Source organism: Rickettsia endosymbiont of Hedychridium roseum, assembly GCF_964028255.1.
Classification (GTDB): domain Bacteria; phylum Pseudomonadota; class Alphaproteobacteria; order Rickettsiales; family Rickettsiaceae; genus Rickettsia; species Rickettsia asembonensis.
Map to the genome: position 1 here is coordinate 349,097 of NZ_OZ034753.1, position 22,621 is coordinate 371,717.

A 22,621-nucleotide genomic window follows, 5' to 3' on the forward strand; every position below is an offset into this window, starting at 1 on the left:
TTAAAATGTCTTTTAAACCATTACATGATAGAATTGCAATAAAGCCTATCGAACACGAAGAAAAAACTAAAGGTGGAATTATTATTCCTGATACCGCAAAAGAAAAACCGATGCAAGGTGAAATAGTAGCCGTAGGTAACGGTATTCGTAATAAAAAAGGCGAAATTCATCCTTTAGAGTTAAAAGTAGGCGATAAAGTTTTATACGGTAAATGGGCAGGCACCGAAATTGAAATTAAAGGCGAAAAACTGATCGTTATGAAAGAAAACGACGTATTTGGTATTATTAATTAATTATTTGTTTTAAGGAGAAATTAAATATGGCAACAAAACTTATTAAACACGGCTCAAAAGCTCGTGAGCAAATGCTAGAAGGCATTGACATACTTGCAGATGCAGTAAAAGTTACTTTAGGTCCAAAAGGCAGAAATGTACTTATCGAGCAATCATTCGGTTCACCGAAAATTACCAAAGACGGTGTGACGGTTGCAAAATCGATCGAGTTAAAAGATAAAATTAGAAATGCAGGAGCTCAGCTATTAAAATCAGCTGCTACAAAAGCTGCAGAAGTAGCCGGTGACGGTACTACTACAGCTACGGTACTTGCTAGAGCATTAGCTCGTGAGGGTAATAAGTTAGTAGCTGCCGGTTATAATCCTATGGATTTAAAGCGTGGTATGGATTTAGCGGTAAACGCAGTAGTAGAAGAAATTAAAAAATCCAGTAAAAAAATCAATAGCCAAGAGGAAATCGCACAGGTTGGTACTATCTCTTCAAACGGTGATAAAGAAATCGGTGAGAAAATTGCTAAGGCAATGGAGGAAGTCGGTAAAGAAGGCGTGATAACCGTTGAAGAAGCAAAGAATTTTAGCTTCGATGTTGAAGTAGTTAAAGGTATGATGTTTGATAGGGGGTATCTATCACCGTATTTTGTAACGAATTCCGAGAAAATGGTTGCTGAGCTTGAAAATCCTTTCATCTTATTATTTGAGAAAAAATTATCAAATTTACAACCGATGTTACCTATACTTGAGGCTGTAGTACAATCACAACGCCCGTTATTAATTATTGCTGAGGATGTTGAGGGTGAAGCTCTTGCAACGCTCGTAGTCAATAGATTACGTGGTGGTTTAAAAGTTGCGGCAGTAAAAGCTCCAGGTTTTGGTGATAGGAGAAAAGCAATGATGGAAGATATTGCTATCCTAACTAAAGGTGAGCTTATTACTGAAGATTTAGGTATGAAGCTTGAAAATGTGAGTATTAAAAGTCTAGGGACGGCAAAAAGAGTAACAATTTCTAAAGAAAATACCGTAATTGTTGACGGTAACGGTGATAAGAAAAATATTGAAGATAGAGTATTACAAATTAAATCTCAAATAGCTGAAACTACTTCTGATTATGATAAAGAAAAACTACAAGAGCGTTTAGCTAAACTTTCCGGCGGTGTTGCCGTATTAAAGGTCGGCGGTGCTACGGAAGTTGAAGTAAAAGAGCGTAAAGATCGTGTTGAAGATGCACTTGCTGCTACAAGAGCGGCAGTTGAGGAAGGTGTTGTTGCAGGGGGCGGTGTAACATTACTTCACGCTTCACAAACTTTAAGAAATCTTAAAGTAGATAACAAAGATCAACAAGCAGGTATTGAAATAGTAATAGAAGCTTTAAAGGATCCGCTAAAACAGATTGTTGAAAATGCCGGTGAAAACGGTGGCGTAGTAGTTGGTAAATTACTAGAGCATAAGGATAAAAATTATGGCTTTAACGCTCAAGACATGCAATATGTCGATATGATTAAAGCAGGAATTATCGATCCGGCTAAAGTAGTGCGTACTGCACTTCAAGATGCTGCTTCCGTTGCTTCGTTAATTATTACCACGGAAACTTTAATTGTTGACGAGCCTTCTGATAAAGAAGATTCAATGCCGCCAATGCGTGGTGGTATGGGAGGCATGGGCGGTATGGACTTCTAAGTCTATATCTCCATATATGCAATAGGTCTAATAAACTCGTCTTGTTGCATTGCTTGTTATCCATCATTGCGAGGAGACGTTGCTGCATGGATCGGTTTTACCGCCGTCACCCCGTGGCTTGACCACGGGGTCTAGTTAAAAATACTAATATTAGTATTTTTAGTTGTTTTACTGGATACCGTGGACAAGCCACGGTATGACACCGAATGCGTTTTGTGTCCACGCAGGCAATGCTTGTTATAATAACGATTTTAACAACGTACCGTACAACATACTATCAAGTCGCAGTTTAGTATACTGAAAAACTGATTTATGTAACAAATGGGTTTTAAAGCGATTCTTTGCTTAATTTGAAAATAAATTCTTTAATAAAACTCTTCCTTAAAAAATAAAATATAGAATTTTTTGTAATTATTTCAATAAATGATTGCAAATATTTTTTAATTAATTATAATAGCTCAACCTTTGGTATTTATCCTATGAGACTGTTAACAAAATAATTTTAAAGCTCATTAAATTCTTTTTAATTGCAAATTATAAGGTTTTTTTGAAATAAGGATAGCTATCCTATCAAAAATCTTATTAATTATCAATTAAAGTTATTTGGTTAACAGTCCCATATAGGAGATCAAAAGGTTTAAAGAGGTTTTGCCTTAATTATTAAGAACAGATTTCTTGTTGAAGCTATAGGCAAGCTTAATCTATAATATATATTCGTTTAATTTAAAAAATTAGTAATAAAAGTTTCTAGCTTTTGGTCGGTTAACTATGCTAACTAAAATTAGTAAGGTTTTAGAAAAATTACTATTCTTATTTTAAAAAAATCTTATAATTATACAGTTAAGAAAGACTAAAATAAGATAATTTAAATTTTATATGTAAAACTTAAAAAAATTAGGTTCTAAAAGATAAAAATAATAGGGTAGGGTAGTGCGAAGCTCGCCACAAGCTTAATTTTTCCTATTAATATCCAACTAAAGCTGGGTTTTATTAATATTTACTAAAATAGCAAATTAATTGGAAATATTAATAGAATTTAATCAAGTTTATTGCTTTAATTGGTGTTTAGTTATTCGTAAGTATAACTATTAACTAAATTAGTGTAAATTAAGGAGGTAGTTTTGCTCCAAAGGGTTATTAAACATTTAAATCATAATTTATCTGAACATGATATTACTCCTCAAATAACAGGTAGGATCAAACATCCAATATCAATTTTATATAAATTATATCGTAAGGGTATAAAGTTAGAAGAATTAACAGATATTTTTGCGATAAGAATAGTGGTAATAGATGAAGAGAAATGTTATAAAGCTTTAAAAGTAGTTCATGATCTTTATGAGCATGAAAAGGATAAATTTAAAAATTATATTCTTAATCCTAAGCCAAACGGCTATCAATCTTTACATACTATTATTACAACTGAGGATAATTATAAAATAGAGATACAAATACGTGATCATAAGATGCATTATCATGCAGAGAGCGGTGAAGCTGCACACTGGAAATATAAAAATAGTTTTTAGCTAATATACACTTTCTTTCTAAAGTAGTATTGCATACTCTTTAATTTATTTTGTATTATTTTGAAGTTTAAAAAAGAAATTTCGTAAACCGACTTTTTGAAATATTTCTTTTTGTTCTGAAGGGAAATGTTGCTTGATAAAATTAGTGCAAACATTTAATAGTTGTTGTTCTACGGGTCGTATTTCTAAATAAGCTGCTATGAGTAAGAAGCTTTCTATAGTTTCTTTTACTGTTTCTAAAGCCTTTTCCGTAGATTTAGCATTTATAGTTTGTAAATTATGTAGGCGATCAAACACTTTAATAAGTGCGATATCATATCTTTGTTCCTGTATTAGTAAATTTAACATTTCACCGGAGCTAATTTTACCGTACGGCTTAATTCTTGTTAAACGTTCTACGCTATCGGCAATATTCTTATCAAAAATTTTGCTAATATCAGCATATGTAAGTATTGTATCCTCTATAGTATCATGAAGAAGGGCAACATTTATCATATATGATTTGTAAAGTTTAGGAGCCTCAAGAGCCGTAAAATCTGCAAGCATGATTGCAACTTCTATAGGGTGAGAATAATAAGGCTCCCCTGATTGACGCATTTGAGAAGCATGATATTTACGGGTATAATAAAGACCTTTTTCAATTTCTGTTATATCTATAGGCGAGTCTACTATAGTATTCAAATATTTAATTCGATCAATTAATTTTTTACTATAATCACAAACCTCAAATTTTTTCTGCCAAGTATCAATATCTTCCATAAACCTACTAATTATTTAAACTTCTTTTTTCTAGATTGCCGCGTCGCCTATGGCTCCTCGCAATGACGACGAAAAACAGTCCACGCAACAATGCTTAAATTCCGTTACTATCTACTCAAAGCTTTTAGACCTTCCTTTAGACCGTCTTTTATAAAGGAAATTTTAGCTTGTTTACCGTCTGCGGTAATTAGTTCTAAATAATTATCATTAGATAAAATCGCGTCTAGATCGTCTTTTGTAATAATAGCTAAAGCTTGACAGCCGTTTACCGTATAATTTACGTATCTTCCGGCTGATATTCGTTTGTCACCGCTATTAATAACTGTACCTGCCGGAATTTGAACATTTGACGGGACTATTTCTATTATTTTAAATTCCTGTTCTTCTTGCTCCCCATTGAAATAACCTATATGATAAATGGCTAATATTTTCTTTATCTTTCTCTAAATTATTAATTTGTTGATAAGAAGCAAAGTTGTTTTTTCTCATTATTAAGAGTACAATTTAAAGTCCAAGCTCCGTACTTTTTTGGTGCCGTTGATGCGTTGACGTTTTCTATGCTATACAAAACAAAAGTGCCGGTTATTATAAATAACCCGCTAAAAACAAAAGCAATTTTTTTTATACAATTTTTCATATAATTTTTAACCTTTTTAAAATATTTTCTTTTCCTAAAATTTCTGCAATTTCAAATACGCTAGGTGAAGCCGTCATACCAGTTATTAAAGCTCTTACGGGTTTCATAATGTCATTTAGCTTTAAGCCATTATGAGTTGCTATTTCTTTAAATTTATTCTGCACGGATTCCTTATCAAACTGCTCAAGTTTGCTTAAGCTTTCTATAACTTGTTTGATTAAATCTGTATCACAATTTTCTATTATTTCTTTTGCATCTTGGTTGTAGATGATAGGCGAATCTACGAGATAAATCCCGGCAAGCCGTGCTAGATCAAGTAATGTTTCGCTTCTAACTAACAAGCTCGGCATTGCTTGTTTTATATAACTTACCTCTTTCTCACTAATCTTATAATTTTGTTTCAATATCTCTACAGTCTTTGAAGTTAAGCTATCATTGTCAAGCATTCTTAAGTAATGGGCATTAAGGCTATTCATCTTAGCAAAATCAAGCTTAGAAGGTGATTTACCGAGTGAATCAAGATTAAACCATTCTATAGCCTGAGTCATTGAGATAATTTCATCATCACTGTGACTCCATCCAAGACGCAATAAATAATTACATAAACTTTCCGGTAAATATCCCATATCCTTATAAGCTTCAACACCTAAAGCTCCATGCCTTTTGGATAATTTTGCTCCGTCTGCTCCATGAATTAACGGTATATGAGTCATGCTCGGTACTTCATAGCCGAAAGCATGATAAATAGCGATTTGCCTTGCTGCATTGGTTAAATGATCGTCACCTCTAATAATATGAGTTATACCCATATCACGATCGTCTACTACAACGGCTAGCATGTAAGTAGCAGTGCCGTCACTACGCAATAATACCATATCATCGATATGAGAGTTTTCAATTACTACCTCGCCTTGTAAAGTGTCATGAATGGTTATACTACCTTCACGAGGTACTTTTAGGCGTATTACCGGTTTAATATCGGTAGGGTAGGTGGACGAATCTTTATCACGCCACTCGCTATTAAAAATAAAATGTTGTTTATTTTCTAAAGCTTTTTGTCGCTGTCTTTCTATTTCTTCTTGGCTAGTAAAACAATAATATGCTTTATCTTTTTGCAGTAATCTTAGTGCCGCCTCTTTGTAAAGATCATTACGTTTAGACTGGAATATAACTTCACCGTCCCAATCAAGCCCTAGCCATTTTAGACCTGAGAATATGGCTTCTACCGCTTCTTTAGTTGACCTTTCTTTATCAGTGTCTTCAATGCGAAGCAAGAACTTACCGTTATGATGCCTTGCAAACAAATAGTTAAAAAGGGCAGTTCTTGCTGAACCTATATGTAAAAACCCCGTCGGTGACGGAGCAAATCTAGTGATTACGTTAGTCATTTATTATCTTTTTTAAATGTATATATGTTATTGCGAGCAGGCGTTGTTGCATGGATACCGATGTCATTCCTGCGAAAGCAGAAATCCAGGCATAAATCGAGATAAATCAAGCTTTTAATTTCAAAAATTTGCTGATTTATACTTTTTTTCTGGATTCCCGCTTTCGCGGGAATGACATCGGTAGTTTATGTTACTTATCAATTCTCCCCAAACACATAAAATAATTCACGTCTATATCATCGCTTAATTTCCATTCATTTTTAGCAGGATCATATACCAAGCCTTTCAGCTCTTTAATTTCAATGTCGGTATCTGTAAGCATTTCATAAATTTCCGACGGTTTTAGGAATTTGCTATAATCATGAGTGTTTTTAGGCACCCAACCTAAAACATATTCAGCAACTATTATTCCAAGTACATAAGCTTTTTTAGTACGGTTAATCGTAGAAATTATTGCCATACCGTTTGGCTTAATATGCCCCACCAAATTTAGTATAAATTGCTGCACGTTTTCTACATGCTCAATAACCTCAAGACAAATTACCACATCATATAGCTGGTCACTTTCTAATTCTTCTATAGTAGATTGTAAATAATTTATTTTTATGTCGTTTTCCTTAGCATAAGCAGTTGCCGTTTCAATATTACTTTGCAGAGCGTCAATGGCTGTAACATTAAAACCTTGAGCCGTTAGAGGTGTTGCAATTAACCCTCCACCGCAACCAACATCTAATATTTCTAATTTAGAAATATCGTTGTAATGCGAGGTTATTTTCTCTATTATATATTCAAGGCGAATAGGGTTTATTCGGTGTAAGATACCGAACTCTCCGTCCTTATTCCACCAATTATGAGAAATTTTCTCAAATTTTTCTAATTCTTTTTTATCGATTGAAGACATAGTCTATGATATAGGTATTATATTATTGCAGTGTATGTCATTCCCGCGAAAGCGGGAATCCAGTAAAATATATAAAAATTTATTTTATATTAATATGAAATTTATTTATTATGGATTCCCGCTTTCGCGGGAATGACATGAGCATTATCCCACTATACAACAAACATATATAATATACTCAGATGACTTTAATAATACTAGCCTTAATTTTAATTAGCTGCATATTTGCTCCCCTTGGCTGCATTGCCCTATGGAAGAGATATATTTATTTTGGTGACGGGCTTGCTCATAGTAGTTTTTTAGCGGCTAGCATAAGCATTATAGCACATTTCCCATTAATATATTCAGGGATAATAGTTGCGATTCTTTTTTCATTTTTTGTGTTTATTTTTAAAAATAATTCTGAAAAAAATGCAGTTATTAATTTGATTTCTAGCTTTATGCTAGCTGTTGCTTTGGTTATTAATTATTTTACTTCTTTGCAGAATAATATAGTGAATTTGTTGTTTGGGGATATTTTATCCGTGTCTTTTAATGATTTGATTATACTGGGGGTAGTGCTAATAACTATTATAAGCTTTATAGTATATTTTTATAATCAAATTCTTCTTATAATCATAAATAGAGATATTGCAGTAATAAAAGGCTTAAAGGTTAATATTATTGAGCTAATATTTTTACTTCTTCTCTCATTATCGGTATTTTTTGCTATAAAGATTGTCGGTGCATTGATGGTAACCGCTGTTTTACTTATTCCTGCTATGATTGCACGGTTTGTAGCATATAGTCCCTCTCAGATGATTATAATATCAATTCTTATCTCTTTATTTATTAATTTTTGTGCTGTACTTAGTTCTTTCTATTTTGACTTACCTTTAACTCCATTGTTTATTATATTAGGTACGTTTATTTATGGTTTGTTGTATTTAAAGCGATTGTTATGAACAAAAATGAATTTACTGAATATGTCAGAGAATTGTTAGAACCATATGGTTCAGTAGCCGTTCGTGCAATGTTTGGTGGATATGGTATATATAAGGGTGGTGTTATGATAGGAATTATTAAGAGCAATGAATTATATTTTAAGTCACACCTAAGCACTTATGAATATTTTCAATCTTTCGGTTCTGAGCCATTTGTATATCAAAGTAAAGGTAAACTTGTAACTTTATCATATTGGAAGGTGTTATCTGAAATTATGGAGGATCAAGAGTTATTAGGCAAGTGGTTTAAATTAGCTTTGAATGCCGCTATTAACAGTCAAAAGAAAAAATAAATGTTACCCCGTGACCCCTCCGGCGTTGTTGTGTGGAGAGTTTTTTTTCGTCATTGCGAGAAGACGCCATAGGGGTCGACGAAGCAATCTCAGGCAAGATTTCTGAGATTGCCACGCTCCTTGCAGTCGCTCGCAATGACGTTAGAATCTATCCACATTCTTCATAATCTCAAGATAGTCTATCTTACCACTTGCAAGCATAGGTATTTCTGAATCGGTAATAATTACTTTCGGTAAATGTAGTAAAGAAATTTGAGCTTTAGATACAGTATCTGCAAAATTTTCTCTATTTATATCAGAACCGGTAGTAAGTAAAATAATTTTTTCTCCGTGTGTTTTATCGGCGATGGAAATAGCAGCGTGCAAGGAATCAGGAGCAATTTCGCTTGCAAGTTCTTCAATTTTTGTAAGAGATATCATTTCCCCCGCTATTTTAACAAAGCGTTTTAAACGTCCTAAAATTGTTATATATCCTTCAGAATCTATTTTGACTATATCGCCGGTGTCATACCATTCTTTATAAGTACGGTGACCTTCTAAGTCCAAGTAACCAAGCATGATGTTAGGACCCCTAATGAATAAACGTCCCCCTTCATTTATTCCCTCTACTTTCTCAAGCTTATAATCAATTTTCGGTAATAATCTTCCTACCGTGCCTGCTTTATTATGCATAGGGGTATTGCAAGCTATAATAGGTGAGGCTTCTGTAATCCCATATCCTTCAAAAATACGTATGCCGTATTTATTAAGCCAGAATTGTCTTGTAGATTCTTTTAATTTCTCGCTACCGGCAAATATATAGCGTAATGAGTAAAAATCATATGGGTGAGCATAATTAGCGTAACCGTTTAAAAAAGTATCGGTAGAAATTAATATAGTTGCTCCGATATCGTATATAACTTCAGGAATGCTGCGATAATTTAGTGGAGAAGGATATAGAAACAGCTTAATACCGTTTAAAGTTGTAATAATTGCACCACCAAGACCAAAGCAATGAAATAAAGGTAATGAGTTAAATACTATATCTTCAGGACTAAAAGGTACTTTAGCAGTTATTTGATATCTATTAGTTTGTAAATTTCTGTGAGATAGTAATACGGCTTTAGGTTCTCCTTCAGTGCCTGAAGTAAAAATTATCACTGCCGGTTTTTCGTCATCACGATTACGACAAAAATAATTGTAATAAGTTTGGACAAAATAACTTCCTATTTTTGCTTTTAGTTTTAGAGCTGTACCAATCTGATTTTTAAAATCTTCTAAATATATTATTTTAATACCGAAATCTAATAAGTTAGTTATTAATTCATGTAAATTTGCTTTCTCAATAAATTGTTTTGAAGTGTAAACTACTTTAATTTGTGCAAGTTTACAGGAGTTAATAATAGTACTTATGCTGCTGCTCCAGTTAATTATAGCAGGAACATAACCGCTAGATTGCATGGCGTAAAAAGTAATTAACGTATTTGTGGTATTAGGCAACATTAAGCCTAAATTTCTGCCAAAGATATTATTCTTTTTGATTAAATCACCTAGGATAAAAGATTTTAATATTAAATCTCGATAAGTAACCGCATTATTTTCAAAATCATCAACTATTTTTTTCTTAAATCCATGAATTTTAGCAGCTTCTATAAGAGATGAGAATAAAGTATTTTTATAGTCTGAACTCTCAAACATCATGTCAGCCATGATATCATAAAGAGTCCTAGATATATAACTGCGTCGTTCTTGATTACTTGCAGCATCCATATTAATATTAGCGAATTTTACCGGCGGTAAAACGGTTATAGTAATTTTAGGAAATATTTTTCTTTTTAATATGTTTTTTAATTTTGATAAATGAGTAAATTGAGTACCGTCTATTCTAACCGGTAAAACGGTAGCACCGGCTTTATCGGTAATCATTCCCGGTCCTTCGTATATTTTCATTAAAGAGCCGGTAACGCTTATTCTACCTTCAGGGAAAATTGCTACTTTCTGATCTTTTTGTACTTCTTTTACTAAAGTCTTTATTGCCATTGGGTTACTTGGATCAACCGGCAAAGTTCTTGCCATACGTAAAAACGGTTTAATCCACCATATTTTTTGTATATCGGGACTAATTGCAAAAGTCATTTCTTCTCGTAAGTAAGTAGCAATTAGCGGCGGGTCGAGATATGAAATATGATTAGCGACAACTACTACTTTTTTACCGGCTTTTTGGAAATTTTCAAATCCTTTAACTTCAACCTTATACATAAGATCAAAACAGATTTGGAATATTCTTCGCAACAGCTTAAACGGAATAATTTTAACTTCAGGTATTAAGCGGTAAATATGTATAGTAACGATTATATTAGCTAGGCTAATAAATAATATAATCCAGGGTATAGTGAAATTTAGGTAAAATAATAAAGATAAAATAATTGTTGATCCCACCATGAAAATGGAATTAATGAGGTTATTAACGGTAATAATTCGGCTACGATGAGCAGGGTTTGCATAATGCTGTAATATAGCAAAAAGGGGAACGATATATAAACCGCCTATTGCTGCTAAGAAAAATAAATCTATAACTATTCGCCAATTATGTCTTTTTGATAAAAATACCAAAATACTTTTTAGCTGAGTAGGTTCATAGTTAACTGAGCTAATTCTACTTGCGAAGAATAAATCAATACCTAAAATACTAATGCCCAGGGCTGAAATAAATAGATATTTTACGGTAATCTCATCTTCAAATATTTTGCTACATAAAAACGAACCGACCCCAACACCAAGCGAGAAAACCGCTAAAAATAAGTTAGCAACATTCTCATCAGCTTTAAAAGTTATCTTAGCAAGTAAAGGTATTTGTGAAATTATAGCAGCTCCGATAAACCAAAACCATGAAATACCAAGTATAGCTAAATATATCTCTTTTTTTGCTTTGGCATATTTAATCATATTTATGCTTTCATCTATAATATTAAAATTTATTTTAATATCACGATTTGCATTTTTAGATTTTGGAGAGAAAAGGCTTGTAATGAAGCCGAGAAAGGCGATGGTAATTAAGGAATAAATTATAAAATTATTGCTGATTGTATAATAGCTGCCGATTATAGTACCGATAAAAATACCGATAAAAGTTCCGGCTTCAACAAAGCCGTTAGCTCCGAGTAGTTCGTCTTTAGTTAGGTGATCAGGTAATACGCTATATTTTATTGGACCAAAAAAAGTAGAGTGTATACCCATTAAGCAAATAGAACAGAACAGAATTAGCAGATTATTATGATGAAATCCATAAATTGCAAAGGCAATTATACCGATTTCACAAATCTTAATAATTTTAATAAGATTTGCACGTTCGTATTTATCGGCAATTTGTCCTGCTATGCTTGCGAATATTATGAAAGGTAGTACAAAAGTAGCATTAGCAATTAAAACGAGTAGATTATTATATTTACTTAAAGAACCAGTAATGCCGTAAGTTATAAGGATTACTAGAGCATTTTTTAATATATTATCATTAAGACAACCACATAACTGTACTATAAAATTTGGTAAAAATCGTCTATCTTTGAAAAGATATAATTTGTTTGTGTCCATATTATATTAAATATTTAAAATACCGATTTTGTTGGATTTTGATGTCATTGCTGCAAGGTGTTGGCTTTGCCCGCATGGCTTATTTATGTCATTCTTAGCTAAAAGCAGGAATCCAAAAAATAGTCTTAATATTGACAAAATAAACCTAAAAAAACAAGTTTTTTGTAGGTTTTACTGGATTCCTGCTTTCGCAGGAATGACATAGGACTCAAAACAAAATCTAAACTCCCCAAATATTAGCAATTTATATTAATATGTCAAATTGCATATAGATAAATACTTTTTAATGAGGATTATTTAAATCTTCATAATAATCGTGCATTTCTTCTCTATTAGCAGGAATATTATTATTAGATTCCTCTATATCCTGTTTGGGAATAATAAAGAGAAAAAATTTTACTAATTTTAATTATTACTTCATGTAAACTCACATTGTATTCTCCTAAAAATTATTTTCTATTCTATCGCTCTTTATAGATATAAGGCCCTAGTATCAATATTTTTCTTTATTATTCTTTTCTTTTTGTACTTTCTTTCTTCTTTGTAAATTCTTTTTTAAAGCAGTTGATAAGTTATTAAATTTAGCTGTCGGTTTGGCTTTTTTCGATGCTTCTTTGGTATCTTCGGTAGATGACATAAATAATTATCTTTTCACATTAGCATTATTATATTATATTATGGATATTTTGGAAATAAAACTATAAATAATCTATGAATCAAAGTAATATAATCTCTCCTGAGTTACTGGATGAGAGAAAAAATATTGCAAGGCAAGGGGGCGGTGAAGCTAGGATCAACGCACAACATCAAAAAGGTAAGTTAACTGCACGAGAACGCATAGAAGTATTATTAGATCCGAATAGCTTTACCGAAACAGGTATGTTTGTATCCCATAGATGCAATAATTTTGGGATGCAGGATAAAAAGTTTTTAGGTGACGGTGTTGTAACGGGACACGGTACGATAAACGGTAGGTTGGTATTTATTTATAGCCAAGATTTTACCGTACTTGGTGGCTCACTCGGTGAATATCATGCTAAGAAAATCTGCGATATTATCGATCAAGCTATAGCAACCGGTGCTCCCGTAATCGGTATTAACGACTCAGGGGGAGCAAGAATTCAAGAAGGTGTTGATGCTCTTGCCGGATACGGTGAATTATTTCAGCGTAATGTTTTAGCATCTGGTGTTATCCCTCAGATTACCTTAATTATGGGACCTTGTGCCGGTGGTGCGGTATATTCCCCTGCCTTAACCGATTTTATATTCATGGTTAAGAATAGTTCTTATATGTTTGTAACCGGGCCCGATGTAGTAAAAACCGTTACGGGTGAAGAAGTAAGCCAAGAAAAGCTCGGGGGTGCTAGAATGCATACCACTAAAAGCGGTGTTGCCGATCTTGCATTCAATAATGATATAGAAGCATTGCTCGAAATTCGTAAGTTCTTTAATTTCCTTCCGTCATCCAATCGTAGTCCTCTTCCTGTTCGTTCGACTATTGATCCTGCCGATAGAGTCGATATGTCTCTTAGCACGTTAATACCTAACACTCCTAATAAGCCTTATGATATGAAAGAGCTTGTTGAACGTATCGTTGATGAGGGAGAATTTTTTGAACTACAACCTGATTTTGCTAAGAATATCATTATCGGCTTTGGTTATATGGAAGGTTATCCGGTAGGATTTGTGGCTAATCAGCCTTTGCATTTAGCAGGATGTTTAGATATAAACGCCTCAAGAAAAGCAGCAAGATTTATTAGATTTTGTGATGCTTTCAATATTCCTATAGTAAGCCTTGTTGATGTACCTGGATTTCTGCCTGGTACCTCCCAAGAGCATGACGGTATTATTAAACACGGAGCTAAGCTGTTATACGCGTATGCGGAAGCTACAGTGCCGAAGATTACCGTAATTACCCGTAAGGCTTATGGAGGTGCTTATATAGTTATGAACTCCAAGCATCTTAGAGGCGATATAAACTATGCTTGGTTTAATTCGGAAATCGCTGTTATGGGTGCAGAGGGAGCAGCCGAGATAATATTTAAGGAAGAATGTAAAGACCCTGAAGCTAAAAAACAAAAAATCGATGAATATAGAAAAGTAGTAACTTCGCCTTTTGTTGCGGCATCTAGGGGATATTTGGATGATATTATAAGACCGCAAAATACTAGATGGCGAATATGTAAGGCGTTAAATTTCCTGCGTACTAAAAAAGTAGAATTACCTTGGAAGAAGCATGATAATTTGCCGTTGTAATTGTTATTCCTGTGTGGATAAATCGTCATTGCGAGGAGCGGAAGCGACGTGGCAATTTCGTGCCAAAGTCCTGAGATTGCTTCTTCAATTACCTTGTAATTTCCTCGCAATGACAAAAACTAAAATTATAACAAAAAACTATGAAAAAACCATTATTTGATAAAATTTTAATTGCTAATCGTAGCGAGATTGCCGTTAGGATAATACGTACCTTAAAAAAGATGGGAATAAAGTCGGTTGCAGTATATTCTGAAGCAGATACAAACTCAATGTATGTGCAGCATGCAGATGAGGCTTATTATATAGGTGATTCCCCTGCAACGGAAAGTTATTTATCTATTAAAAATATTATTTCAGCGATTCGTGAAAGTGGAGCAAGTGCAGTACATCCGGGTTACGGTTTTTTATCGGAAAATCCAAATTTTGCCAATATTCTTAAAAGAGAAGGTGTGGTTTTAATAGGACCGAGTGCCGGAACTATTAAAAAAATGGGCGATAAAATTGAAGCAAAAAAGATAGCGATAGAAGCCGAAGTTAGCACCGTTCCGGGTTATATGGGAACTATAAACGATGTTAAGCAAGCGGTGGATATTGCTAAAGAGATTGGTTTTCCGGTAATAGTAAAAGCGGCTGCCGGCGGCGGCGGACGTGGTATGAGAGTAGTGAATAATCCTGCTGAAATGGCAAATGCTTTTGAGTCGGCAAAGCTTGAAGCAGCCAATAGTTTTAGTGACGATAGATTGTTTATTGAGAAGTTAATTCAAACTCCCCGTCATATCGAAATTCAACTAATTGCCGATCAATACGGCAATAGTGTATGTCTCGGAGAGCGTGAATGTTCAATACAGCGTCACCATCAAAAAGTAATCGAAGAAGCACCGAGTTCTTTTATTACTGAAGATATAAGGCAAGAAATGTATCGGCAGGTAATATCCTTATCTCAAAAAGTGGGATATTATTCGGCCGGTACCGTTGAGTTTATAGTAGATAGTAATAAAAATTTCTATTTTTTAGAAATGAATACTAGGTTGCAAGTCGAGCATCCTGTTACTGAGCTAATTACCGGTATAGATATCGTTGAAGAGATGATAAAAATCGCAGCCGGTGAGAAATTATCCTTTACACAAGATGACATAAAATTAAAAGGTTGGGCATTTGAATCACGAATTTGTGCCGAAAACCCAAGCCGAGGTTTCTTACCTTCTAGCGGTAGAATTATAGCTTATTCCGAACCTGCAAAGAGTCCTAATATCCGTATAGATACAGGAATTGGGCTTGGCGGTGAAGTAAGTATGTTTTATGATTCGATGATTGCAAAATTATGTACTTACGGTGAAACAAGAGAGCAGGCGATTGAGGTAATGCGTTCTGCTTTGAGTTCTTATATAATTAACGGTATTGCTCATAATATCAGTTTCTTAGAAGCTGTAATGCTACATCCACGCTTTGTTAGCGGCGATATTTCTACTGCCTTTATTCAAGAAGAATATCCTGACGGTTTTTCCGGAGCTAGTCTAACTTCAGAAGTAACTACCGTATTTTTGGCAACGGCTATTTTTATTTATATATCAGAGCAAAGACGTGCTTCTTTAATTTCCGGCAATATTAACAATCAAGCTAACAAAATAGGTACAAGATGGGTGGTAACTATCGATGATAAATTATTCCCCGTATTAATTACACCTGTTGAAAACGGCTATAATATACGTCACGAAAGCGATAGAATATATATTCGTAGTAACTGGAATTTAGGTAATGAACTTTTTACGGCTATAATTAACGGTAAAAAGACAAATGTAAAAATTGAGAATATCAGAACCGGTTATTTATTATCGCATGCCGGTATTAGCGTAAAAGCCTTTGTACGCTCTCCTCGTATATCAGAACTTGAAGCATTAATGGTCTCAAAAGTAGTGGTAGAAGAAAGCTCCGAACTACAAGCTCCTCTAAGCGGTAAGATTGCTGCGATAAAGGTGAAAGAAGGGCAGGAAGTGACGGCAGGACAAGAAATTATGATTTTAACTGCTATGAAAATGGAAAACCTGATTCTTGCCGAAAGAGACGGAAAAATAGCTAAAATTTTTGTTAATGAAAAGGATAATGTTGTAAGAGGACAGATATTATTAGAATTTGCATAAAGTAGTTGATGTCATTTAGTTTATGTCATTCCTAGCTAAAAGCGGGAATCCAGAAAAAAAAGTATAAATACAGCAAGTTTTTAAATTAAAAGCTCGATTTATCTCGCTTTATAATGGATTCCTGCTTTCGCAGGAATGACATAAGTGTCCACGCAACAACGCCTTCTTGCAAGGACGGAAAAGCCTATCCATGCAACAATAGAAAGCAGTTTACTATATTCATTTATTCAGACATATCCATTAAGTCACAATTTTCTCCTAAAATACTAAAGTTAGTATCTTTCTCAAGACATAAAATATTAAAGCTAGTTTCTTCTTCGAGAATATATTTCATTAAGTTAAAACTTTCTTCAATACCTGAAATCTTTGATTTGTCTACTTTATCAGCCATTTCTATAGCTTCAGCATATTTATCTAGATTGTAAAAAGAACTACCGCAATTAAATAAAGCACTTTGATAGAGTGAGAAATGGTTATCAGAGATCTGACTATAATATTTTATGGCTTCTATAAATTTCCCTTGTTGAAAGTAACACTCTCCTATATTAAACAGAGCATAAGGATAAGATGTGCTACTTTTATCTATTTTGCTATAAGCTTCTATAGCTTCTTTATATTGCTCATTCCTAAAATAATTATTTCCTTTCATAAGATTTGGATTAGCCATGTTTCATGGTAATATATATGTATCTAATAAATGTGCAAGAGGTTTTTTATTTGATGTTATTTCTAACTAAAATCAGTAATCCAGAAAAACAACTAAAAATACTAATTTTATTAGTATTTTTAACTGGATTCCGTTAATAAATCGGTGTTGCTGCATGGATACTCGAATCGTCATTGCGAGGAGCGAAGCGACGTGGCAATCCAGAAAAATAATTAAAAAAATTCTGTAAATCAGAATTTTTTACTTGATTGCTTCGTCGAATTACTGCGTAATTCTTCTCGCAATGACGGAAAAGCAGGTCCACGCAACAATGCCTCCTCGCAATGACGAATTGGGTATCTACTCAACAATACTTCCCTGTCTCTGTATGAATAAACATTATTCAAGTTCAAAATGAAATATATCTTTTAGATTTTTTATATCACCGGTTAAGGGAGTTTCTTCATCCAGCTCCTTAAGTTCCTTAAGCGAAAAAGTACGAAATATACCTGATTTAGAAGGAGTATGTTCTAACCTAGAGCCTGTTTTTGTTGATTTAGGTTCAGCTTTGTCAAAATCCGAAACATAGACCTCGTCTTCTACTATAGTATATGTATTTATTGGAATTTTCTTTCTGTTAGAATAATCGTCTAACAGTGCTTTAATTTCTGTAAAATTTTGTAAATCTTGATTCAGTTGTTTTTTGAATTTAGAAAATTTTTGCTTTATTTGTTCTGATGATAAATCCTTATATCCGTCATAATGTGATGCTATACTTGTTTTTAATATCCTCTCTAATATATATTTAAAATTAGCTTTTTTACATAATTTAGAAATCTCAGTGATTTGAGTTAATTGATACGATACATCACTATGTAAGTTATCTTTTTCCCATCCTTTAACATTATAGTTAGCACCGTGTTTAAGTAAATATTTTACTACTGTGACTTGTCCATGCTCTGATGCAAGCATTAAAGGTGATGCATCTTTATTGCCGTTAATATTTGCCCCTGCATCTAATAATGTTTTTACCGCATTTAAATTACCGGATATTATTGCTATTTCTAATGCTGCATCTGAATTAGCATTTTTAGATAAAAGATACTTTGCAATTTCTTTTCTATTTTTTAAATTTGCGGTACTTAACGGTGTGTTAAAACGATATTCAGTATTAACATCAAAACCGTATATATCGACGAATTTTTTAATTACTTCAAGGTTATTTTCATTTATTGCTTTAAAAAAGACTTGCTTATGAAGATCGTTTACATTTTGACACAGCTTGTGTTGCTTCTTGTGGGGTTGTATTTAAATAAGTTGCTCCCTTTATTAAAAGATAACATGTAATATCTGTTTTATAAGGTTCTGCTAAGCCAGCAGCAAGTCTTAATGGGTTAAAACCAAAATTACTAAAATTGACATCCGCTTCTTGTTTTTCTACAAAATACTTTACTAGTGTTAAACTTTGGTTTTGTATTGCTTGTATTAGGCTAGAATTAGGTTCAAACGTAAGATTATTAAGTAAATATTCAGCTTGTTCTTTATTGTTTTTAAGTGCAAATTCTAATGCTTTGTATTTATTTGCACCTTGCGATATAAGGCCTTCTATGAGATTTATTTTATTTAAATTCGGGTCATCTAAACTAGCTACAATATTTAATGCTGTTCCTTCTAGAGGATGAAATGCATTAAAATATTGTTTTAAATATTCTAGAGTTATTACAATTTCTGTGTTTGTAGTTGCCGTGGTATTAGTTCCTAAACGGTTTTTAATCTTAGAACCTTTCCTCGGAGCTATGGAGGAGTTGTGCATGATAATTTACCTAAATTAATTTATAGCGTGCGTACTATAGATTAATCTAAGTAAATTATCAATATCTTAATTGATAGTAAAATAATTTACGATCTCTTAACTTTAAGTTGTATTTGATGGTTCTCTAATTCTACTTTACTTACATAATCAGGCGTGAAATTTTTAGAAAACTCGCCTAAAGTTTGTTCTTTAATAAAGTCTCCATAATTATCAATTATCTTAGATAAATCAAACTCGCTTATTATCTCAATTAAAATCCTGTCGGTTATAGAGAAATCTGCATCTTTTCGAGCCTGTTGTATGAAGCGTACAATGTCTCTTGCGTATCCTTCCTCTATTAACTCAGCTGTTAGTTCTAAATCAAGTATTAACAAGCTACTATTATTCTTAAAACTTGCTGCTCCTTTGATATGCACGTGCGGCTCTAAAACTAGCTTATATTCGTCACTATTTAAGATTTCACCGCATATAGCTAAACCGCCTGCGATAGCTTCCCACTCGCCTTTTTTAGAAGCGGCTATAATCTCTTTCATTTTAGCGGGAAGACGTTTACCAAGCATTGGAAAATTAATCGATAGTTTTTTGCTTGCGTAATTCTCTAGATCGTCGCGATAAATTACTGATTTAACATTAATTTCGTCTTTTATTAAATCTTCAAAGCTTGTTAGTTTATCATTATGTTTACTAATGATAGTTATAGTTGCAAGCGGTTGTCTTACTCGTATATTTTCAGTACTTCTAATAAACAGGCTATTACTACAAATATCAAGCACGTTATCCATAGTTGCAACTAGCTCGTGATTTATCTCAAAGTTTGAGAGATTAGGGTAGTTGCATAGGTGGACGGAAATAGACCCGTCATTGCGAGGCACTGATGGGGGGTCATCCCGTGGCTTGACCACGGGATCTTGTGCCACAGGCTTATCTCCTGAGATCCCGCGATCAAGTCGCGGTATGACATTTCTGTCCATTAGTCCCTTATATATCGCCTCCGAAATCATAGGCACTAATGCCGACATCGCAATAGCCATGGTCTCTAAACATGAATATAGAGTATTATAGGCATTTTGTTTATCTGCATCTTTTTCGCTTTTCCAAAATCTAGCTCGGCTTCGTCTTATATACCAGTTATTTAACACTTCAAAAAATTCTGAAACTGCATGATAAGCCGTTTGCGTATCGAAATTATCTAAACTCTCTTCAATTTTTTGTACGGCTATTTTAAGCTTAGATAATATATAAACATCAAGCACGTTTTTAGAGCTAAAATTAAGCTCACCTTTAAGCGAATCGGCATTAGCATACATCGTAAAGAAATGGTAAGCATTCCAGATAGGTTTGATGAATAGACGAAGCGTATCAAACACCATCTTACCATCTTTATCGATTAATAGCTCCTGACCTTTAACAACGTTTGAAGATAGCATCGTAACTCTTAAAGCATCAGAGCCGTATTTATCAAATAATTCCAGCGGATCAGCGTAGTTATTAAGACGCTTTGAGAGCTTTTGACCGGTAGCGTCTAAAATCACGCCGTGGCATATACAATTTAAAAACGGCGGACGATCAAATAAAGCGGTAGATAGCACCATTAAAGTATAAAACCAACCACGTGTTTGAGCTGAATACTCAACTATAAAATCAGCCGGGAAATGATCCTCAAACCATTCTTTATTTTCAAAAGGGTAGTGGGCTTGCCCGTATGGCATTGAACCGCTTTCAAACCAGCAATCAAACACGTCTTCGATTCTACGCATTGTTGATTTACCGGTTGGATCATCAGGATTGCCCCTAGTAAGTTCATCGATAAACGGACGATGTAAATCAGTAACTTTAACGCCGAAATCTTTCTCTAATTCCTCTATAGAACCGTAAACATCTATACGTGGATATTTTGGATCGTCTGATTTCCATACAGGCAGCGGCGTTCCCCAAAATCTATTACGGCTTATTGACCAATCACGGGCATTTTCAAGCCACTTACCGAATAAATTATCTTTAACATGATGTGGAATCCAATTTATTTGCTGATTAAGCTCTACCATTCTATCTTTAAATTGCGTTACCTTTACATACCATGAAGGAACAGCCTTATATATAAGAGGCGTATCTGTTCGCCAGCAATGAGGGTAATTGTGAATATACTGCTCGGTTTTAAGCCAGTTTCCTTGTTCTTTCAGTTTGATTATTATTTTGTCGTTTGCATCAAATACTTGTAAGCCCTCTAAATCAGGAATTTCTTTAGTGAATTTACCGCTATTATCAACAGGACAAACAAGTGAGATTCCTTTTGATTCGCAAAGTATTTGGTCATCTTCACCAAAGCCCGGAGCCATATGTACAACACCCGTGCCATCACCCTCAACCACGAAATCGCCTGCAAATATCTTAAAGCTGTTTGGATGATTCTTGAAATAGTTGAATAAAGGCTTATAGCTCAATCCTTGAAGCTCTGAGCCCTTAATTATCTCAAAATTTTCTTCACCGCTAAGCCCTAATTCTTTAGCATATTTAGAAACTGACGAGGCAGCTATTATATAACAAATATTTTCTTTAGGGACTAATGCATAATCGATATCACTACCGACTGCTAAAGCTAAATTTGACGGTAATGTCCAAGGCGTTGTCGTCCAAGCAAGTATACGGTATTCTTTATAATCACCGCCCTCTTCAATGTCATCCCCGCGTAGGCGGGGATCCATTTTTTCCTGGATTCCCGCTTTCGCGGGAATGACATCGGTTATGTTTTTAGGATGACATAGTACAAAACTCACCGTTACAGCTTTATCTGCTCGCTCACGATAAGAATTATCAAGTCTTGTTTCAAAATTAGAAAGCGGTGTTTCGCATGCCCAAGAATAAGGCATTACCCGCATAGATTCATACAATAACCCCTTATTATGTAACTCCTTAAATGCCCAAAGTACGGATTCCATAAAATTCTTATCCATCGTTTTATAAGAATTTTTAAAATCTACCCATCTTGCTTGACGAGTTACATATTCTTCCCAGTCGCTGGCATATTTCATTACCGAAGCTCTGCAATGGCTATTGAACTTCTCTATACCGAAATTAGTTATTGCAAGACGCCCTGAAATACCCAGCTCTTTCTCTGATTGCATTTCAGCAGGAAGACCGTGACAGTCCCAGCCAAAGCGACGCTCAACTTTTTTGCCTTTAACCGTTTGGTATCTAGCATATACGTCTTTAATAAAACCAGTAAGCAAGTGACCGTAATGCGGCAAACCGTTGGCAAAAGGTGGTCCGTCATAAAAAATAAATTCTGACTCTCCATTCCTATCATCAATAGATTTTTGGAATATATTATTGTCTTGCCAAAATTTTAGTATTTCTTGCTCTATAGCCGCAAAATCAGCATTTGAACTAACTTCAGGATAATATTTAGTATTTGTCATTATTTTAGAAATTATTATAATAGTTTGGTTTATAATAATAGATAATGACAAATAGATAAATACATAATTTGTACTAAACTATTTAATTTTTAAGGGACAAATGAAAACCAAGAAACCTTCTAATGCCAAAACTGTGTTATATCCTATTCTGGATGTAGGAGGAATATTTTCAAAATATAAGAAAAATAATGAGTTTTCTTTTGAAGAAATAAGAGATAAAGCTTGGATAGAAAATCTTAAAGATAATTATTGGGGGAAAGCAGCGGCAAATATTGAACAACAATCACCGTGGTTATCAGCAAAAGAATCAGAAGAGTTTTTTAAATGAA

General features: G+C 33.8%; 17 protein-coding genes and 3 pseudogenes. 8 read left to right on the forward strand and 12 right to left on the reverse strand.

What is annotated here, in order from left to right; genetic code table 11:
- Positions 1-5 precede the first annotated feature (5 nt).
- From AC5587_RS02095 to AC5587_RS02105, 3 genes are all read left to right on the forward strand, one after another.
- The gene (locus AC5587_RS02095) at positions 6-293 is read left to right on the forward strand and encodes a co-chaperone GroES (RefSeq protein WP_499162693.1); all 288 of its coding nucleotides are present in this window, start codon (positions 6-8) and stop codon (positions 291-293) included.
- A gap of 26 nt (positions 294-319) precedes the next feature.
- Positions 320-1,966, forward strand: coding sequence for a chaperonin GroEL (gene groL, locus AC5587_RS02100; protein ID WP_045813231.1), 1,647 nt, complete (start codon positions 320-322; stop codon positions 1,964-1,966).
- A gap of 1,121 nt (positions 1,967-3,087) precedes the next feature.
- Positions 3,088-3,492 carry a RelA/SpoT-related domain-containing protein gene (locus AC5587_RS02105; RefSeq protein ID WP_499162694.1) on the forward strand — a complete coding sequence of 135 codons (405 nt, stop codon included), beginning with the start codon at positions 3,088-3,090 and terminating at the stop codon, positions 3,490-3,492.
- Positions 3,493-3,537: 45 nt separating this feature from the next.
- On the opposite strand, the gene AC5587_RS02110 is transcribed toward AC5587_RS02105, so the two are convergent.
- The 4 genes and pseudogenes from AC5587_RS02110 to ubiG all read right to left on the reverse strand — a co-directional run bounded on the left by AC5587_RS02110 (position 3,538) and on the right by ubiG (position 7,177).
- Positions 3,538-4,251: an HD domain-containing protein gene (locus tag AC5587_RS02110; RefSeq protein WP_499162695.1), complete on the reverse strand. Its 714-nt coding sequence runs from the start codon at positions 4,249-4,251 to the stop codon at positions 3,538-3,540.
- A 107-nt stretch (positions 4,252-4,358) separates the two neighbouring features.
- Positions 4,359-4,888: pseudogene (locus tag AC5587_RS02115) on the reverse strand (invasion associated locus B family protein).
- A complete protein-coding gene (gene gltX, locus AC5587_RS02120) occupies positions 4,885-6,276 on the reverse strand; it encodes a glutamate--tRNA ligase (protein WP_499162696.1) in 1,392 nt (463 codons plus the stop codon). Before gltX ends, AC5587_RS02115 begins: the two are co-directional and overlap by 4 nt.
- 190 nt (positions 6,277-6,466) lie before the next feature.
- Positions 6,467-7,177 (reverse strand): bifunctional 2-polyprenyl-6-hydroxyphenol methylase/3-demethylubiquinol 3-O-methyltransferase UbiG, encoded by a 711-nt coding sequence (gene ubiG, locus AC5587_RS02125; RefSeq protein WP_499162697.1) that lies wholly within the window; start codon positions 7,175-7,177, stop codon positions 6,467-6,469.
- 182 nt (positions 7,178-7,359) lie between these two features.
- On the opposite strand from ubiG, the gene AC5587_RS02130 reads away from it, so the two are divergent.
- Positions 7,360-8,121, forward strand: coding sequence for a metal ABC transporter permease (locus AC5587_RS02130; RefSeq protein ID WP_499162698.1), 762 nt, complete (start codon positions 7,360-7,362; stop codon positions 8,119-8,121).
- Positions 8,118-8,453 carry a TfoX/Sxy family protein gene (locus AC5587_RS02135; RefSeq protein ID WP_499162699.1) on the forward strand — a complete coding sequence of 112 codons (336 nt, stop codon included), beginning with the start codon at positions 8,118-8,120 and terminating at the stop codon, positions 8,451-8,453. The genes AC5587_RS02130 and AC5587_RS02135 overlap by 4 nt, the downstream gene beginning before the upstream one ends.
- A gap of 141 nt (positions 8,454-8,594) precedes the next feature.
- Here the strand turns inward: AC5587_RS02135 and AC5587_RS02140 are convergent, their stop codons facing one another.
- Together AC5587_RS02140 and AC5587_RS02145 are read right to left on the reverse strand one after the other, a co-directional pair.
- Positions 8,595-12,023 (reverse strand): acyl-[ACP]--phospholipid O-acyltransferase, encoded by a 3,429-nt coding sequence (locus AC5587_RS02140; protein ID WP_499162700.1) that lies wholly within the window; start codon positions 12,021-12,023, stop codon positions 8,595-8,597.
- A gap of 493 nt (positions 12,024-12,516) precedes the next feature.
- On the reverse strand, positions 12,517-12,660 hold the full coding sequence (locus tag AC5587_RS02145; RefSeq protein WP_187145856.1) for a hypothetical protein: 144 nt from the start codon (positions 12,658-12,660) through the stop codon (positions 12,517-12,519).
- A 74-nt stretch (positions 12,661-12,734) separates the two neighbouring features.
- On the opposite strand from AC5587_RS02145, the gene AC5587_RS02150 reads away from it, so the two are divergent.
- Together AC5587_RS02150 and AC5587_RS02155 are read left to right on the forward strand one after the other, a co-directional pair.
- Positions 12,735-14,279 carry an acyl-CoA carboxylase subunit beta gene (locus AC5587_RS02150; protein WP_410527916.1) on the forward strand — a complete coding sequence of 515 codons (1,545 nt, stop codon included), beginning with the start codon at positions 12,735-12,737 and terminating at the stop codon, positions 14,277-14,279.
- A gap of 140 nt (positions 14,280-14,419) precedes the next feature.
- On the forward strand, positions 14,420-16,417 hold the full coding sequence (locus AC5587_RS02155) for an acetyl-CoA carboxylase biotin carboxylase subunit (protein ID WP_499162701.1): 1,998 nt from the start codon (positions 14,420-14,422) through the stop codon (positions 16,415-16,417).
- A gap of 223 nt (positions 16,418-16,640) precedes the next feature.
- Here AC5587_RS02155 and AC5587_RS02160 read toward each other — a convergent pair whose 3' ends face one another.
- From AC5587_RS02160 to ileS, 6 genes and pseudogenes are all read right to left on the reverse strand, one after another.
- On the reverse strand, positions 16,641-17,084 hold the full coding sequence (locus tag AC5587_RS02160; RefSeq protein WP_499162702.1) for a tetratricopeptide repeat protein: 444 nt from the start codon (positions 17,082-17,084) through the stop codon (positions 16,641-16,643).
- A 230-nt stretch (positions 17,085-17,314) separates the two neighbouring features.
- The gene (locus AC5587_RS02165) at positions 17,315-17,470 is read right to left on the reverse strand and encodes a hypothetical protein (RefSeq protein WP_499162703.1); all 156 of its coding nucleotides are present in this window, start codon (positions 17,468-17,470) and stop codon (positions 17,315-17,317) included.
- 379 nt (positions 17,471-17,849) lie between these two features.
- Positions 17,850-18,116, reverse strand: a pseudogene (locus tag AC5587_RS02170) (ankyrin repeat domain-containing protein); the annotation flags it as partial.
- Between the two features lie 3 nt (positions 18,117-18,119).
- Positions 18,120-18,371: pseudogene (locus AC5587_RS02175) on the reverse strand (ankyrin repeat domain-containing protein); the annotation flags it as partial.
- On the reverse strand, positions 18,316-18,876 hold the full coding sequence (locus AC5587_RS02180) for a hypothetical protein (RefSeq protein ID WP_499162704.1): 561 nt from the start codon (positions 18,874-18,876) through the stop codon (positions 18,316-18,318). The pseudogene AC5587_RS02175 and the gene AC5587_RS02180, both read right to left, overlap by 56 nt.
- A gap of 86 nt (positions 18,877-18,962) precedes the next feature.
- Positions 18,963-22,292, reverse strand: coding sequence for an isoleucine--tRNA ligase (gene ileS / locus AC5587_RS02185; RefSeq protein ID WP_499162976.1), 3,330 nt, complete (start codon positions 22,290-22,292; stop codon positions 18,963-18,965).
- A 100-nt stretch (positions 22,293-22,392) separates the two neighbouring features.
- Between ileS and AC5587_RS02190 the strand changes: the two genes are divergently transcribed.
- Positions 22,393-22,620 carry a hypothetical protein gene (locus tag AC5587_RS02190; RefSeq protein ID WP_410527913.1) on the forward strand — a complete coding sequence of 76 codons (228 nt, stop codon included), beginning with the start codon at positions 22,393-22,395 and terminating at the stop codon, positions 22,618-22,620.
- The last annotated feature ends 1 nt before the right edge of the window (position 22,621 follow it).